The 15,606-nt window shown below is 68.3% G+C and carries 16 protein-coding genes; 8 read left to right on the forward strand and 8 right to left on the reverse strand.

What is annotated here, in order from left to right; genetic code table 11:
- Window positions 1–71: 71 nt before the first annotated feature.
- Window positions 72–956 (forward strand): glutamate racemase, encoded by an 885-nt coding sequence (gene murI, locus FBZ87_RS12505; protein ID WP_145610655.1) that lies wholly within the window; start codon window positions 72–74, stop codon window positions 954–956.
- Between the two features lie 11 nt (window positions 957–967).
- On the opposite strand, the gene nadC is transcribed toward murI, so the two are convergent.
- The 5 genes from nadC to FBZ87_RS12530 all read right to left on the reverse strand — a co-directional run bounded on the left by nadC (window position 968) and on the right by FBZ87_RS12530 (window position 6,647).
- Window positions 968–1,828, reverse strand: a complete 861-nt coding sequence (nadC, locus tag FBZ87_RS12510) for a carboxylating nicotinate-nucleotide diphosphorylase (protein ID WP_145610656.1) — start codon at window positions 1,826–1,828, stop codon at window positions 968–970.
- The gene (locus FBZ87_RS12515) at window positions 1,825–3,480 is read right to left on the reverse strand and encodes an L-aspartate oxidase (RefSeq protein WP_145610657.1); all 1,656 of its coding nucleotides are present in this window, start codon (window positions 3,478–3,480) and stop codon (window positions 1,825–1,827) included. Before FBZ87_RS12515 ends, nadC begins: the two co-directional genes overlap by 4 nt.
- 77 nt (window positions 3,481–3,557) lie before the next feature.
- Window positions 3,558–4,568, reverse strand: a complete 1,011-nt coding sequence (gene nadA, locus FBZ87_RS12520; protein ID WP_145610658.1) for a quinolinate synthase NadA — start codon at window positions 4,566–4,568, stop codon at window positions 3,558–3,560.
- 336 nt (window positions 4,569–4,904) lie between these two features.
- Window positions 4,905–6,095, reverse strand: coding sequence for a class I SAM-dependent rRNA methyltransferase (locus FBZ87_RS12525; protein ID WP_145610659.1), 1,191 nt, complete (start codon window positions 6,093–6,095; stop codon window positions 4,905–4,907).
- Between the two features lie 81 nt (window positions 6,096–6,176).
- Complete coding sequence (locus FBZ87_RS12530; RefSeq protein WP_145610660.1) at window positions 6,177–6,647, reverse strand: hypothetical protein; 471 nt, start codon at window positions 6,645–6,647, stop codon at window positions 6,177–6,179.
- A gap of 325 nt (window positions 6,648–6,972) precedes the next feature.
- Between FBZ87_RS12530 and FBZ87_RS12535 the strand changes: the two genes are divergently transcribed.
- Together FBZ87_RS12535 and FBZ87_RS12540 are read left to right on the forward strand one after the other, a co-directional pair.
- Window positions 6,973–7,659: a Crp/Fnr family transcriptional regulator gene (locus FBZ87_RS12535; RefSeq protein ID WP_088872405.1), complete on the forward strand. Its 687-nt coding sequence runs from the start codon at window positions 6,973–6,975 to the stop codon at window positions 7,657–7,659.
- A gap of 241 nt (window positions 7,660–7,900) precedes the next feature.
- Window positions 7,901–9,949: a methyl-accepting chemotaxis protein gene (locus tag FBZ87_RS12540; RefSeq protein WP_186454736.1), complete on the forward strand. Its 2,049-nt coding sequence runs from the start codon at window positions 7,901–7,903 to the stop codon at window positions 9,947–9,949.
- Between the two features lie 5 nt (window positions 9,950–9,954).
- On the opposite strand, the gene FBZ87_RS12545 is transcribed toward FBZ87_RS12540, so the two are convergent.
- A complete protein-coding gene (locus FBZ87_RS12545) occupies window positions 9,955–10,761 on the reverse strand; it encodes an alpha/beta fold hydrolase (RefSeq protein ID WP_246134378.1) in 807 nt (268 codons plus the stop codon).
- A 133-nt stretch (window positions 10,762–10,894) separates the two neighbouring features.
- On the opposite strand from FBZ87_RS12545, the gene rlmN reads away from it, so the two are divergent.
- From rlmN to FBZ87_RS12570, 5 genes are all read left to right on the forward strand, one after another.
- The gene (rlmN, locus tag FBZ87_RS12550; protein ID WP_145610663.1) at window positions 10,895–12,109 is read left to right on the forward strand and encodes a dual-specificity RNA methyltransferase RlmN; all 1,215 of its coding nucleotides are present in this window, start codon (window positions 10,895–10,897) and stop codon (window positions 12,107–12,109) included.
- A 245-nt stretch (window positions 12,110–12,354) separates the two neighbouring features.
- Complete coding sequence (locus FBZ87_RS12555; RefSeq protein ID WP_145610664.1) at window positions 12,355–12,627, forward strand: hypothetical protein; 273 nt, start codon at window positions 12,355–12,357, stop codon at window positions 12,625–12,627.
- A gap of 6 nt (window positions 12,628–12,633) precedes the next feature.
- Window positions 12,634–12,864 carry a hypothetical protein gene (locus FBZ87_RS12560; protein ID WP_145610665.1) on the forward strand — a complete coding sequence of 77 codons (231 nt, stop codon included), beginning with the start codon at window positions 12,634–12,636 and terminating at the stop codon, window positions 12,862–12,864.
- A gap of 120 nt (window positions 12,865–12,984) precedes the next feature.
- The gene (locus tag FBZ87_RS12565; protein ID WP_145610666.1) at window positions 12,985–14,196 is read left to right on the forward strand and encodes an argininosuccinate synthase; all 1,212 of its coding nucleotides are present in this window, start codon (window positions 12,985–12,987) and stop codon (window positions 14,194–14,196) included.
- A gap of 126 nt (window positions 14,197–14,322) precedes the next feature.
- Window positions 14,323–14,757, forward strand: coding sequence for a hypothetical protein (locus tag FBZ87_RS12570; RefSeq protein ID WP_145610667.1), 435 nt, complete (start codon window positions 14,323–14,325; stop codon window positions 14,755–14,757).
- Between the two features lie 16 nt (window positions 14,758–14,773).
- Here the strand turns inward: FBZ87_RS12570 and FBZ87_RS12575 are convergent, their stop codons facing one another.
- Window positions 14,774–15,097, reverse strand: a complete 324-nt coding sequence (locus FBZ87_RS12575) for a DUF167 domain-containing protein (RefSeq protein ID WP_246134380.1) — start codon at window positions 15,095–15,097, stop codon at window positions 14,774–14,776.
- 4 nt (window positions 15,098–15,101) lie between these two features.
- On the reverse strand, window positions 15,102–15,410 hold the full coding sequence (locus tag FBZ87_RS12580) for a YggT family protein (protein ID WP_211098507.1): 309 nt from the start codon (window positions 15,408–15,410) through the stop codon (window positions 15,102–15,104).
- Window positions 15,411–15,606: the final 196 nt, after the last annotated feature.

A 15,606-nucleotide genomic window follows, 5' to 3' on the forward strand; every position in this document is an offset into this window, starting at 1 on the left:
CCGGCGGATCGTGCTAAACCGGTGATGACGGGTGCGCCTACGCCCCCTAAGCGAACGGTGCGGTTGCGACGATGATCGGCGTTTTCGATTCAGGCCACGGCGGATTGACGGTGTTGCGCGCCCTGGCCGACCAGATGCCTGACCGCCGTTTCGTCTACCTGGGCGACCACGCCAACGCCCCTTATGGCAACCGCACGCCGGAGGAAATCTACCGCTACACCGTGGCGGGGGTGGAACGGCTGTTCGGCCTGGGCTGCCCCCTGGTCATCCTGGCCTGCAACACCGCCTCAGCCCAGGCGCTGCGCCGCCTGCAGCAGACTTGGCTGCCCGCCGCCTATCCCGAGCGCCGGGTCCTGGGCGTGCTGGTGCCGATGGTGGAGGCCATCACCGGCGTGCCGTGGATGGCCGACGTGGCCGCCGGGTCGCGCGCGGGCGAACCGCGCACCGTCGCCATCTTCGCCACCCAGCACACGGTCAGCAGCGGGGCCTACCCCACCGAGATTGCCAAGCGCGCGCCGGAGGTGCGGGTGGTGCAGCAGGCCTGCCCCGACCTGGTGCGCCTGATCGAGGCCGACGCCCCGGTTGAGACCATTCGCGCCGCCATCGAGGGCTATGCCGGGCAGTTGATGGCCCAATTGGATGGCGTGCCGCCGGATGCGGTCGTGCTGGGCTGCACCCACTATCCCCTGGTGGCGGACCTGTTCGCCCAGGCCCTGCCCCCCGGCGTGGAAATCCTGGACCAGCCCGACCTGACGGTCAGCAGCCTGCGCGCCTATCTGGAACGGCACCCGGAATATGAGCTGCCCAGCCGGGCGCGGGAGCAGGGCGGGGTCGAGGCCTTCCACACCACCGGCCCGGCGGAACCCATCACCCGCCTGGCCAGCCGCTTTTTCGGCGGTGAGGCGCGGTTCCACAGCGTGGGCCCGGATCCCATCCCTGAGAGCCTGAGGGGCTGAAGGCGCCCCCCTCACAAACTCTCGAAATCCAGCCCGATGTCGAAGTTGGTGACGGAATGGGTGAGCCAGCCCAGGGAGATCAGGGTCACGCCCGTCTCCGCCACCGCCCGCACCGTCTCCGGCGTGATGCCGCCGGAGGCCTCGGTGATCAGGCGGCCGGCCACCATGTCCACGGCCTGGCGCAGGGTGGGCGGGTCCATGTTGTCCAGCAGCACGGCGTCCACCGGCAGGGTCAGCAGCTCTTCCAGCTGGGCCAGGGTGTCGACCTCCACCTCGATCTTCACCATGTGGCCGACGTGGGCGCGGGCGCGCTCCACGGCGGCGCGCAGGCCGCCGGCCGCCACCAGGTGGTTGTCCTTGATCAGGACGGCGTCATCCAGGCCGAAGCGGTGGTTGCTGCCACCGCCCACGCGCACGGCGTATTTCTCCAGTGCGCGCAGGCCGGGCGTAGTCTTGCGGGTGCAGACGATGTGGGCGCCGGTGCCCTCGATGGCCTGGACCAGTTCCGCCGTCTTGGAGGCGATGCCGCACAGGCGGCCCAGCAGGTTCAGGGCCGTGCGCTCCCCCGACAGGATGGGGCGGGCCGCCCCTTCCACCACCGCCACCGCCTGGCCCGGGGCCACGCGGGCGCCGTCGGCCACCAGGGTGCGCACCGACAGGGTGGGGTCCAGCAGGGAGAAGGCGGACAGCGCCGGGGCCAAGCCGGCGATCACCCCGGCATGGCGGGCCTGGAACAGGGCGCGGGCCTGGGTTTCCACCGGGATGCAGGCGTCGGCCGTGACGTCGCCCGCCCGACCCAGGTCCTCCAGCAACGCGGCACGGACCAGGCCTTCGTACATCACGGGATAAAGCGGGGCGACAGGCGTGCTCATGGACGGGTTTCCCGGGTGGTGGCGGGCTCAACCTCAGCCACGCGGCCAAGGTCGGAATAGGTCAGGATCTGGTGATGGCGCCAGGCGTCGCGGGTTTCCGGATGATCCGCCCGGGTATGGGCACCCCGGCTTTCCTCCCGGCGCTTGGCAGCCTCTACCACCAGGCGGGACAGCAGAAGGCGATTGCGCAGTTCCAGGCCGGCACGGATGCCGGCGTAGTCGCGGGCCGGCACCAGGCGCTCCGCCGCCAGGGTCAGGCCCTGCAGGCGCTCCGCGGCCTCGGCCAGGCCCAGGCCGTCGCGCACCAGACCCACCTTCTCCGCCATCAGCAGCTGGGCCTCGGCCGCCAGATTGGCGGCGGCGGTCCCGCCGGGCACCAAGGGAGCGTCGGGTACCGCCACCGGCTGGGGGGCGGCCGGTTCGGCCATCAGCGCCGCCGCCACGCGGCCGGCGAACACCACCGCCTCCAACAGCGAGTTGCTGGCCAGGCGGTTGGCGCCGTGGACATGGGTGCAGGCGACCTCACCCGCCGCCCACAATCCCGGGATGGAGGTGCGACCATCGGCATCCGTCAGCACGCCGCCCATGTGATAGTGCGCGGCAGGCGCCACGGGCACGGGGGCGGCGGCAGGGTCCAGGCCAGCCTCGGCACAGATGCCGGCCACGGTGGGGAATTTTTCCGACTTTCCAGCCGCCCACAAGGGCCGCAGGTCCAGGAACACCTTCTCGCCCCGCGCCACGCGGCGGCCGATGGCACGGGCCACCACGTCGCGGGGCGCCAGTTCGGCATCGGGATGCTCATCGGCCATGAAGGCGTGGCCGCCGGCGTCCAGCACCTTGGCCCCGGCGCCACGCAACGCCTCGGTCAGCAGGGGCCGACGGCCGGGCGGGCCGGCGACGGCCAGGGCGGTGGGATGGAACTGCACGAATTCCAGGTCGGCCAAATGGGCGCCGGCGCGGGCGGCCAGGGCCAATCCGTCGCCCGTGGCCTCCGGCGGGTTGGTGGTCACGGCCCACAACTGGCCGGTGCCGCCGGTGGCCAGCACCACGTGCGGGGCGACGTGCAGCACCCAGCCGACACCGTCCTCATAGGCCAGAACGCCCTGCGCCCGCCGCCCGCGCCCAGTCTCACGCACGACCAGGTCGGCGGCGGCAGCGCGGGTGTGGATGCTGATGCCCGGGGTGGCGCGCACGCGGTCGGCCAGGAAGGTCACCAGGGTGCGGCCGGTGGCGTCGCCCCCGGCATGCAGGATGCGATGGCGGCCGTGCGCGGCCTCGCGCCCCAGCAGGGGCTTGCCATCCGCCCCCCGGTCGGCGGGCAGGCCGGCCTCCAGCAGGGCCGACATCTCGACGATGCCCGCCTCGGCCAGCAGGCGGGCCATGCCGGGATCCGTCAATCCCGCCCCGGCGGCCACCGTGTCGGCGGCATGGTCGGCGGCGCTGTCGCCGGCGCCCAGCGCCACGGCCACGCCGCCCTGGGCCCACAGGCTGGACCCGCCGGGCAGGTCATCCGTCTTGGTCAGCAGGCGGATCTTTCGCCCGGCCTGGGCGAGGGCCAGGGCGGCCGCCATGCCGGCGGTGCCGGACCCGACCACCACCACGTCGCTGTGGACAACCTGCACAGGCGATACCGGATAAGACGCGCCATCCATGGCATCAGGCTCCGTCACCAGGGGAACGGGAAGGAAGGCCGGCCCGATGCCGGCCTAGCAGGAAAAGCCGCGGGCGATCAGCGGCCCACGGCCAGCATGCGCTCCACCGCGAGGCGGGCGCGGGCGGCCACGGTGGGGTCGATCTCCACCTTGGGCTCCATGGTCCGCAGCGACTCCAGGATGTTGGAGAGGCTGACCCGCTTCATATGGGGGCACAGGTTGCAGGGGCGGATGAATTCCACGTCCGGATACTCGGTCGCGACGTTGTCGCTCATGGAGCATTCGGTGACCATCAGCACCCGGTTCGGCCGCGCCTCGCCCACATACTCCACCATGCGGGCGGTGCTGCCGACGAAGTCGGCCTCGGCTAGCACCTCGGGCGGACATTCGGGATGGGCGATGATGGTCAGATCCTTGAAGCGGGTGCGGTAGTCACGCAGTTCCGCCCCCGTGAAGCGCTCATGCACCTCGCAGTGGCCCTTCCACTTGATGATCTTTTTCTTGGTCTGGGTGGCGACCCAGCTGGCCAGGTATTCGTCGGGCAGGAACAGAACGCTGTCGCTGTCCAGCGATTCCACAATCTCCACCGCGTTGCCCGAGGTGCAGCAGATGTCGCTTTCCGCCTTCACCTCGGCCGAGGTGTTGACGTAGGTCACCACCGGCACACCGGGGTGCGCCTCGCGCAGCAGGCGGATGTCGGCAGCGGTGATGCTGTCGGCCAGCGAGCAGCCGGCGCGCATGTCGGGCATCAGCACCGTCTTGGACGGGTTCAGGATCTTGGCCGTCTCGGCCATGAAGTGCACGCCGGCCATGACGATGACGTCGGCGTCCGTCTGCGCCGCCTTGCGCGCCAGCGCCAGGCTGTCGCCCACGATGTCGGAAACGCAGTGGAAGATTTCCGGCGTCTGATAGTTGTGCGCCAGGATGACGGCGTTGCGTTCCTTCTTCAGCGTGTTGATGGCGTGCACCAGTGGCGCATGGAAGGGCCACTCCACCTCCGGGATCACCTTGGCCACCCGCTCATACAGGGGACGGGTCGCGGCGGCGACGGCGGGGGTGTATTCGAGATCGAGCTCGGCAACGGACATCGGGACACCTGGCAAGCGAACGCGCCCACGAACGACATCGGCCGGCATGGCCGGCCCCCGCGGCGCGACAAGCGGGGGCGTCTTCCCTGTAACCTCACCCTTATGCTCTATTTGAGCATTAGGGTGACTAATGCTCGCTCGGAGCATAAGGGGTGTCAAGCCCGCTTTAAGGACCTATTCATGTAACTGTCACAGGGGTGCCCCGGGTCCACCGCATCGCTGCACCTGCGAGGAACAAGGCCCCAAAAATGGAAAAAGCGGCTGAAACCAGCCGCTTATCCATCAACATTCCTGCCGCGCCCACACGCCGGGCGCCCGCCAAAACGAAGCGCTGACTTAATCCAGGGCGAACACTTCCGCCTTGAGGTAGGCGCTTTCCGGCAGCAGGGGATGCACCGGGTGGTCCGGGCCGGCGCCGGAGAAGCGCAGGATGCGCCCCTGGCGGCGGGCATCGCCCAGGCCCTTGGCCACCAGTTCGGCAAACAGCTCGGGCGGCATGTTGTGGCTGCAGCTGGCCACCAGCAGAATGCCCCCGGGGGCGGTGATCTGGGCGCCCAGCTTGGCCAGCTTGCGATAGGCGCGGCTGCCGTTGGCCAGGTCCTTCTTGGACTTCACGAAGGCCGGCGGATCGCAGATCACCACCTCGAAGGTTTCACCGGCCTCGGCCAGGCGTTCCAGTTCGGCGAAGGCGTCGGCCTTGCGCAGTTCCACCGTGTCGGCGACGCCGTTGGCCGCCGCCGCCTTGCCCGCCAGCTCCAGGGCGCCGGCCGAGCGGTCGACCAGCACGGTGCGCGCGGCGCCGCGCGTGGCGGCCAGCACCCCGAACCCGCCGCAATAGCTGTAGAAGTCGATGACCGAGCGGCCTTGCGCCAAGCTGGCGACGAAGGCGCGGTGGTCGCGCTGGTCATAGAACCAGCCCGTCTTCTGACCGCCCGCCGGATCGGCGAAGAAGGTGGCGCCATTTTCTTCCACCTTGATGGGGCCATCGACCGCGCCCACGGCCACGCGCACCTCTTCTTCCACACCCTCCAGGCCGCGGGCGGCGCTGTCGTTGCGCAGGATGATGGAAGCGCCGGGGAACACCGAGGCAAGGCCGTCCAGGATCTGGGGCAGCAGGCGGTCCATGCCGGCGGAGTTGGCCTGCACCACCAGCACGTCGCCATAGCGGTCGACGATCAGCGCCGGCAGGCCGTCCGCCTCCGCATGCACCAGCCGATAGTAGGGCCGCCCGATCATCCGGTCGCGCAGCGCCGCCGCCGTGCGGAAACGCTCGGCGAAGAAACCGGCGTCGATGGTCACCGACAGGTCGCGGGTCAGCACGCGCGCCGCGATCAGGGTGTGGGGGTTGAAGGTGGCGATGCCCAGCACGCCGCCACCGGCGTCGGCCAACCGCACCAGCCCGCCCTTGGGCAGGGCCTTGGCGGCGGCGTCCATCTGGATCTCGTTGGAATAGGCCCACGGGTGGCCACCGGCCACGCGCTTGTGCCGGCCCGCCTGGAACAGCAGGGTGGGAAGCTTTTCAGTCATGGGCCGGAGCATAGCGCGCGGCCCCGAAGGCACAACGGCAAAGGGCGCAAGGGATCCCGTCGCCGGAAACGCATCTCGCCCTCAGGCCGGCGCGGCCATGGGTTCAGCCTGCAGGTGCTTGCACAGGCGCCGCCCCTCGGGCAAATGGCCCAGGGCGCGGAAGCGCGCCAGCGACGGATGGGCCTTCACCTGGCTGTCCGGCAGGGTGATGTGGATGGCGTCGCAGCCATGCCGCCGGGCGATCCGGTCCATTTCCGCCAGCAGGGCGTCCCCCGCCCCTTCCGGATCGAAAAGGTCCAGCGCCACGAACACGTCCACCTGCAACCCCAGGCGATGGTCGAGGTCCGGCACCAGCAGGTAGGAGAACAGGCCGTGCATGTAGCGGTGGTCCAGCTGCACCGTGACGATACCGCCGCGGCTGCCGGGCGCCAGCAGGGCCTGGGCATGGTCGCGCCAGCGCTCCACCGTCAAGTCCGGATAGAACGGGCGCATCAGCGCGTAGGCCTGATCGATCTGTCGGGCGTCCAGCGGACGGGTCACGAAGGTGGGCATGAAGGCGCAAATCCGAGACTGAGGGATAGCCATCCTGATGCTAGGTGCCGAACCGCCGCCATGACATGGATCAAAGAATAAACGCGGGGATGGAGTAAGCCAGTCATCGCCATGTCTAGGCTTTTCCTCAGTCGTTTCCTGGCTATATGCTGATCTCGCGGCACTGATTGGGGAACGAAAGACCGGCCGCATCCCTCCGACCGCGATCCGCGCGGGCTCCGGGGGTGACGGCTGACAGCGGAGTGCGGCGATGACCCACATCGATTTTGCCTATCCCAGGGATTCAAACACCCAAACCAACGGGAAGACCGACCCGGCGGGCGAAATCCACCCCTGCAGCGCCTGTACCGTCCGTACCCTGACCGTCTGCGCCGCCCTGGAGGCGGAGGAACTGCGCCGCTTGGCCGAGATCCTGCAGACCACCCGCTTCGACGCCGGCCATACCGTGTTCGGGGAGGGCGACCCGGCGGAAACGCTGTACAACGTCACTTCCGGCACGGTGAAGGTCTACAAGCTGCTGCCCGACGGACGGCGGCAGATCACCGGCTTCCTGCTGCCGGGCGACTTCTTCGGCCTGTCGGTCAACGACAGCTACGCCTACACCGCCGAGACGGTGACGCCCGTGTCGCTCTGCCGGTTCCCCCGGCGCCGCATGGAGGCGCTGCTGGATGAATTCCCCAAGATGCAGCGCCGCCTGTTCTCCATGGCGTCGAACGAGCTGGCGGCGGCGCAGGACCAGATGCTGCTGCTGGGCCGCAAGACGGCCAAGGAGAAGATATGCTCGTTCCTGCTGCTGCTGTCACAGCGGGCCAGCCGGCGCGGCCACAAGACCAACCCGGTGCACGTGCCCATGAGCCGCGCCGATATCGCCGACTATCTGGGCCTGACCACCGAAACCGTCAGCCGCACCTTCACCCAGTTGAAGACCAGCCGGGTCATCAGCCTGCTGGAAGGCAACAAGGTGCAGATCCAGGACATGGACGACCTGCTGGATCTGGCCGAGGGCGCCTGAGTCAAAAGGGGAAACAGCCCTAAGCGGGCGATTTAGGCTTCGATCCTCTTTTCTCGAAGAACCCATGGAAGTTCGTTGTTTCTCGGGGTTAGAATTATGTCGTTCCGACCGACGGAATCGCAATAAACAAACGCCCACCGTTACTTAATCAATTAAACTTATAATTAGCCTATCTTTTGAATTTTCCGCCCTATCCGCTTGCATTAGCGTGGTTTTTTGAGAAAAGCGGAAGATGGGGCCGATGAATCGATTCAGAATCCTGCATCGTGTGGTGCTGGCGTTGCTGGTGCCGTCGCTGGGCCTGCTGCTGGCCGCCGCCCTCATCCTCGCTGAAAAACAGGCGACGGTGTCCCAGATGCGGACGCTGTCACGGTTGACGCAGCTCGCCACGACGGTGGGCGACCTGGTGCATGAAATGCAGCGCGAGCGGGGCGCGTCGGCCGTGTTCCTGGGCAGCAAGGGGGCCCAACTACAGCGCGAGTTGCCGGAGCAGCGGGCCCGCACCGACCAGCGTCGGCGGGCACTGGAGGCGGCTCTGAAAAGCGATGTCAGCGCCTCGGCCGGCAGCGCGCTGAACCAGATCCTGGCGGACGCCACCCGGCGGCTGGCGCAACTGGACGAGATGCGGCGCAAGATCGATGGCCTGCAAATCCCTGCCGCCGAGTCGAGCGCCTATTTCACCGCGACGATCCTGCGTCAGCTGGACGTCGATATCGAAGTTTCCAAGTCGGTCACGAACCCGGACGTGGCGCAGGCGCTGTCGACCTATGTCAACTTCACCCAGGCGAAGGAGCGCGCGGGAGAAGAGCGGGCGAACGGCGCCCCGGCCTTCGCCGCCGGCAAGTTCGACGTGGTCCAATACCGGCGCTTCCTGAGCACGGTCGCGGAAGAGGCCACGTATTTCCGGCTGTTCGCCGCCAGCGCCTCCCCCGACGACCAAGCCTTCCTGGAACGCACGGTGACCGGCGAGGCGGTCAGCGAGGTCGAGCGGATGCGCAAGGTCGCCGTGGAAACCGCACCCGGCGACACGCTGGGCGGAATTGACGGCGCCTATTGGTTCAAAATGGCGACCGCGCGCATCGACATGATGAAGACGGTCGAGGACCACCTGTCCCACGCTTTGCTGGCACAAGGGGAGCGTGTCCGGGATGATGCCAAGGGCGTGCTATGGACGGCGCTGGCGGCCACGCTGGCGCTGTTCGGCATAACGGGCGTGCTCAGCACCGTTATCGTGCGCGACATCACCCGGCCGGTGGCTGGCATGACCGCCGCCATGAACCGCCTGGCGGGCGGCGACCAGTCCGTCGAGGTGCCCGGTGTCGGCCGCGGGGACGAGATTGGTGACATGGCGGCGGCGGTCCAGGTGTTCAAACACAAGATGACCGAGGCGGAACGGCTGCGCGCCGAGCAGGAGTCGATGAAGCGTCGGGCCGAGGAGGAGAAGCGCGCGGCGATGACCAAGCTGGCCGATGAGTTCGAGGCCAGCGTCAGGGGCGTCGTGGCCACCGTGTCCTCCGCATCGGCGCAGCTGCAGTCCACCGCGCAGTCCATGTCGTCCACGGCCGCCCAGACCAGCCTGCGTTCCACCACCGTGGCGGCGGCGGCCGAGCAGGCGTCGGCCAATGTGCAGACGGTCGCGGCGGCGGCGGCCGAGCTGTCCTCCTCCATCGGGGAGATCAGCCGGCATGTGGCGGAGTCGACCCGCATCGCCAGCCAGGCGGTGACCGATACCGCCCGGACGAACACGCAGGTGCAGGCCCTGGCATCCGCCGCGCAGAAGATCGACGAGGTGGTAAAGCTGATCAACGACATCGCCGGGCAGACCAACCTGCTGGCCCTGAACGCGACCATCGAGGCGGCGCGCGCCGGCGAGGCGGGCAAGGGCTTCGCCGTCGTCGCCTCCGAGGTCAAGCTTCTCGCCACCCAAACCGCCAAAGCGACCGAGGACATTTCGGCCCAGGTCAAGGCCATCCAGCAGGCCACCGCCGATTCGGTGCATGCCATCGACGGTATCACCGGCACGATCACGCGGATCAACGAGATCGCGACCACGGTGGCCTCGGCGGTGGAGGAACAGGGGGCCGCCACCCAGGAAATCGCCCGCAGCGTCCATCAGGCCTCCTCCGGCACGGCGGAGGTCGCAACCAACATCACCGCCGTCACGCAGGCGGCGGGGGAGACGGGGGCCGCCTCCAGCCAAGTCCTGACGGCGGCGGCGGACCTGTCGCGGCAGTCCGACGCGCTGCGCGCGCAGGTTGACGCCTTCATCTCCAGGGTGCGCGCGGCGTAAAGGCATCAGGCCCGGCGGGCGAACGCCCCCATGTCGGCGTCGAAACGGCGGGCCGCCTCAAGGAACGGGGCGTGCCCGACGCCGTCGTACAGATGCACCTGCGCCTGTGGCAGGGTTTCCGCCAGCCAGCCGGCCATGGTGGGCAGGATCACCGGGTCCGCCCGGCCATGGACCACCAAGGCGGGACGGTCGAACGCCGCCAGGGCGGCGCCGTTCATCTGGCGGCGCATCATCGCCCGCCGCGCCGCCAGCGGTACCGACAGGGTATCGGCCACCGCCGCATCCGCCTCATTCCGCTCACCCAGCGCCTCAGCCAGCGCGCGGGCACCGGCCTCTTGTGCTACCAGGTCGTCGGAGAGGATGGGCGGGAAATGGGCCTTGGCGGCGGGCCCCAGATGAGGGGCGGCCGCCTTGCCCAAGCGCGGGCAGGCCCCGGCGAAAACCGCGCCGGCGATCCCCTCCGTCCCATACGCCGCCACATGGTCGGCCAGCACGGCACCGCCGTAGGACCAGCCCACCAGGATCACATCCGTCAAGCCCAGGGCGTGGCGTACAGCCATGACATCGCCGCCCCAGTGGGGGCCGTCGCCGTAGGCGGCCGGATCCTGCGGCCGGCCGGACCGGCCATGCCCCCGCAGGTCCAGCGCCAGGAGGCGGAACTCCGCCGCCAGGGGACCGTCGAACTGGGCGCGGAAGGCGCGATGGCTCTGGCCGAAACCATGCAGGAACAGGATGGGCCTGCCCCAGGGCACGCCGCCCTCCGCCACCGCCAGAAGGGTCCCGTCCGCCGCCGTCACCTGATGCAGGATCATGGCCCTTGCCTCCCAGATCTTATGTTCCCCACCCGCGATAGCGGCGTCTGACCCCGCACGCAACCCCGCCCCGCGCATTTTTCCCGAGTCCCCCCTTTGACTCGGGGGCCGATCTGCCCCATCTATCGCCGCCATGGGCGTGGAAAATCACATGAAGGAATTCGCCCCGCCGCCTCCTCGGGCGGACGGGCGGGTGAACCTGGTCGGCCTCTCGCGGGACGATCTGGAGGCTGAGGTCGCGAAGGCCGGGCTGGAGCGCTTCCGCGCGCGCCAGCTGTGGCACTGGATCTACCATCGCGGCGCCACCGATTTCGCGGTGATGAGCACGCTGGCCAAGCCGGTGCGCGAGAAACTGGCCGACCTTTACGTCATCGACCGGCCCACGGCCGTGAAGGACCTGAAGAGCGAGGACGGCACGCGCAAGTGGCTGGCCCGCATGCCCGACGGCCAGGAGATCGAGACCGTCCACATCCCCGAGGAAGACCGCGGCACGCTCTGCGTCTCCTCCCAGGTGGGCTGCACCCTGACCTGCCGCTTCTGCCACACCGGCACCCAGCGCCTGGTGCGCAACCTGGACGCCACCGAGATCGTGGGCCAGGTCATGCTGGCGCGCGACCACCTGGACGAATGGCCGGCCCCGCCCGACGGGCGCATGCTGAGCAACATCGTCATGATGGGCATGGGCGAGCCGCTGTTCAATTACGCCAACGTCGCCAAGGCGCTGAAGATCGTCATGGATGGCGAGGGCATCGCCATTTCCAAGCGGCGCATCACGCTGTCCACCTCCGGCGTCGTGCCCATGATGCGCCAGTGCGGTGATGAGCTGGGCGTGAACCTGGCCGTCAGCCTGCACGCCGTGAATGATGAGCTGCGCGACCGCATCGTGCCGCTGAACCGCAAGTACCCCATCAAGGAACTGATGCAGGCCTGCCGGGACTATCCGGGCCTGAGCAACGCGCGCCGCATCACCTTCGAATACGTCATGCTGAAGGGCGTGAACGACAGCCTGGCCGACGCGCGCGAGCTGGTGCGCCTGCTGCGCGGCATCCCGGCCAAGATCAACCTGATCCCCTTCAACTATTGGCCGGGCGCGCCCTTCGAGTGCTCGACCGATGAGCAGATCACCAAGTTCGCGGACTTCGTAAACAACGCCGGCTATGCCTCGCCCGTGCGCACCCCGCGCGGCCGCGACATTCTGGCCGCCTGCGGCCAGCTGAAGAGCGAGAGCACCAAGCCCACCGCCCAGGCCCGCATCGCGGCCCTGGAGGCGCACAAGGCCCTGCAGGCCGAGTACGCCGCCCAGGTGGCGGAAAAGGAAGCAGGTTTGGCGGCCACGGGGACTCTTTAAAGGTTCCCTCAAACGCCGGGCGCGGCCATCCGGCCGCTGGGCTCATCCTCCCTTTTCAGTCCGCTGCCGCTTCCCGAAAAGGTCCGGCGACCGCAGTCGCGGTCTACAGCGGCATGAGGACTCATGCCGCTGGTGCGCTTTCCATCCCAGCCCCTGAGCCATCTCAAGGCGGGGGAAACCCCACCCTGTAATCCCTGCGGCGCTTTGGCTATCATCCGTCGGACAAGGACAAAGGGACGCGCGCTTTGGATCTCGGTACCGATCTCGTCAACAGCCTGATAATCCACCTCGGCGTCACGGCCCTGCTGCTGTGGCCGGCCCATCGGCTGGTGGTGCGCGCCGGCCTGCCCCGCCGCTGGCCCCTGTGGCTGGCCCTGCCGCTGCTGGGCCCCGTCATCTTCCTGGTGCTGCTGGCCAGGACACCCTGGCCCGTCCTGCCTGCCCGCCAACCCAAGATGCACCCGCGCGAACGCCTGAAGCGCGAGCGGGCGGCCGCCCAGGCCGCCGCGTCGGAGTAAGCGCCCATGCTGCCCCTGGCCTACGCCCCCGCCCTCGGCCTGCTGCTGCCCAACTGGGCCGCCCTGCTGATTGTCGTCATCCTGGCCACCGTCGCCGTCTGCGCCGCCGGCCTGGTGCTGGCCAAGGTGGGCCGCAACCCCTATTGGGCGCTGCTGCTGTACTTCCCCGTCCTGGGCATCCCCGCCCTGTGGTACCTGGCCTATACCCGCTGGCCCCGGCAGAGGGGAAACGGCTAAGCCCCCACGCCCATGAAGGCTGGGGATGCGGTCGCGGCAGGCGCACTAATCTTGCCAGGCGGGCGGCCGGGGGATAACGTCCGGACGCATTCCACCCTGACCTTTAGCGGGCGTACAGTCATGAGCGTCAAGAAAGTTGTCCTCGCCTACTCCGGCGGCCTCGACACCTCCGTCATCCTGAAATACCTGCAGGAGACGTATAAGTGCGAGATCGTGACCTTCACCGCCGACCTGGGCCAGGGTGAAGAGCTGGAGCCCGCCCGCAAGAAGGCCGAGCTGCTGGGCGTGAAGCCCGAGAATATCTACATCGACGACCTGCGTGACGAGTTCGTGCGCGACTTCGTGTTCCCCATGTTCCGGGCCAACACGCTGTATGAGGGCGTCTACCTGCTGGGCACTTCCATCGCCCGCCCGCTGATCGCCAAGCGCCAGATCGAGATCGCCAAGGCCGTCGGCGCCGACGCCGTGGCCCACGGCGCCACCGGCAAGGGCAACGACCAGGTGCGGTTCGAGCTGGGCTATTACGCCCTGAAGCCGGACATCAAGGTCATCGCCCCCTGGCGCGAATGGACCCTGAACAGCCGCACCGCCCTGCTGGAGTTCGCCGAGAAGCACCAGATCCCCATCGCCAAGGACAAGCGCGGCGAGGCGCCGTACAGCACGGACGCCAACCTGCTGCACATCTCCTACGAGGGCAAGGCGCTGGAGAACCCGTGGGAAGAGCCTGACGAGGACATGTACACCCGCACCGTCGCCCCGGAAAAGGCGCCGGACACCCCGACGTACGTTGAGATCGAGTTCGAGGGCGGCGACCCGGTGGCCGTGGACGGCCAGAAGCTGGGCCCGGCGGCCCTGCTGACCCGCCTGAACGAGCTGGCCGGCGCCAACGGCATCGGCCGCCTGGACCTGGTGGAGAACCGCTATGTCGGCATGAAGAGCCGCGGCGTGTACGAGACCCCCGGCGGCACCCTGCTGTCGGTGGCCCACCGCGCCATCGAGAGCCTGACGCTGGACCGCGGCGCCATGCACCTGAAGGACGAGATCATGCCGCGCTATGCCGAGCTGATCTACAACGGCTTCTGGTTCAGCCCGGAGCGCGAGGCCCTGCAGGCCCTGATCGACCAGACGCAGAAGCGCGTCACCGGCGTCGTGCGCCTGAAGCTGTACAAGGGCTCCGCCCGCGTGGTCGGCCGCCAGAGCCCGAACTCGCTGTACCGCCTGGACTACGTCACCTTCGAAGCCGACAGCGTCTACAACCAGAAGGACGCCGAAGGCTTCATCAAGCTGAACGCCCTGCGCCTGCGCCTGGGCGCCATGGCCGGCAAGCAGTAAGCCCTACCGCTCCAAGGAAGCCCCGTTCGGGAAACCGGGCGGGGCTTTTTTGTTGGGCGCTGTCCGAGCGTCTGGCATCAGCATATCCTTCTCATCCCCTGAGCCAGACATAAGAGGCTTTCCGTCATGACGGATCGGACCCTGTCGCCATCGGACATAACCCCGGTGTCCCCACCCGGGCCGCACAGCGCGGATGACCAGCCAACGGACGCCCCTGTCCGAAACGCCTACGCTTATGCCATGGCGGCCCTTCCTCCGATTGCCGCACTGATCGAGTACGCCCTTCTCCAGATTCACAGCGCACCGCGCCATGATGCCGAGATGGTCGGCAGCGTTATTGCGGGCATCGCGTATTTGGTAATGGCTGGACTGGACAGGGGAGCCATCCGTCCAGCGTTAAACCGGTTGGGCCGGGACTTCTCTTTCTTCTGGGTGCTTTTCATACCCGCCTATCTGTGGCAGCGAACTACCTGCCTGAACCAGTCGCGCCGGATATTCTGGATCTGGTGGCTTGGTTTCGGCATCAGCGTGGTACTGGACGCACTGCTGAATAATAGCTAAGGGCCGCGATTGGCCTCTAATCCCTGGCCGACGCGCGCACCACCGCCAGCAGTGCCTCCGCCTCCCCCGCCACCTCCACCACCTTGTTGCGGTCGGTCAGGCCGGCGACGATGGTGAGGCTGGATTTGGGGACGCGCCAGGTCTTGGACAGCAGCTTCAGCACGGCCTCGTTGGCCTTGCCGTCCTCAGGCACGGTCGTGACGGCCACCTTCAGCAGCTGGCGGCCCTCCGGCCCCTCCATGAGGCCCTGGATGGCGGTGCGGGAGGCGCGGGGGGTGACGCGCAAGTACACGCGCACCCCGCCGGGGATCACCTCGGCGGCCGGTTTTCCCTCGGCCACCGCTTCAGCGGAACATCAGGGAACTGAACATGTAGTTCTGGATCAGCCGTTCCAGCGCCCAGATGATCAGCATCAGCACGATGAAGGAGATGTCCACGCCACCCAGGTTGGGCACGACGTTGCGGATCGGACGCAGCAGCGGTTCCGTCAGGCGGTAGGTGATGTCCATCAGGGTGGCGACGAAGCGGTTGCGGGTGTTGATCACCCCGAAGAACACCAGCCAGCTCAGGATGGCGCTGATCATCAGCACCCACCAAGCCAGGTTCAGAACCACGAGCAGCAGTTCCAGGATGGTGCGGATCAAAGGATCCATAGCAGGTCCGTCCCCAATGGTTTCAACGGCATGGGCGCCACCCTACGGGCGGGGCGCCCCCTTGTCCAGCGCGGGCCCGCACTGGACAGGGGCGCCAACGCCGAAGCGGCCCCACCACCGGAAGCACCCCGGCCCCCGCATGCCCCGCATTCCGTTCTTTTCGCGGAATGGCCGCTTGACATGCCCGGTCGCCCTG

The organism is Nitrospirillum amazonense (assembly GCF_007828035.1).
In the GTDB taxonomy this organism is placed as follows: domain Bacteria; phylum Pseudomonadota; class Alphaproteobacteria; order Azospirillales; family Azospirillaceae; genus Nitrospirillum; species Nitrospirillum amazonense.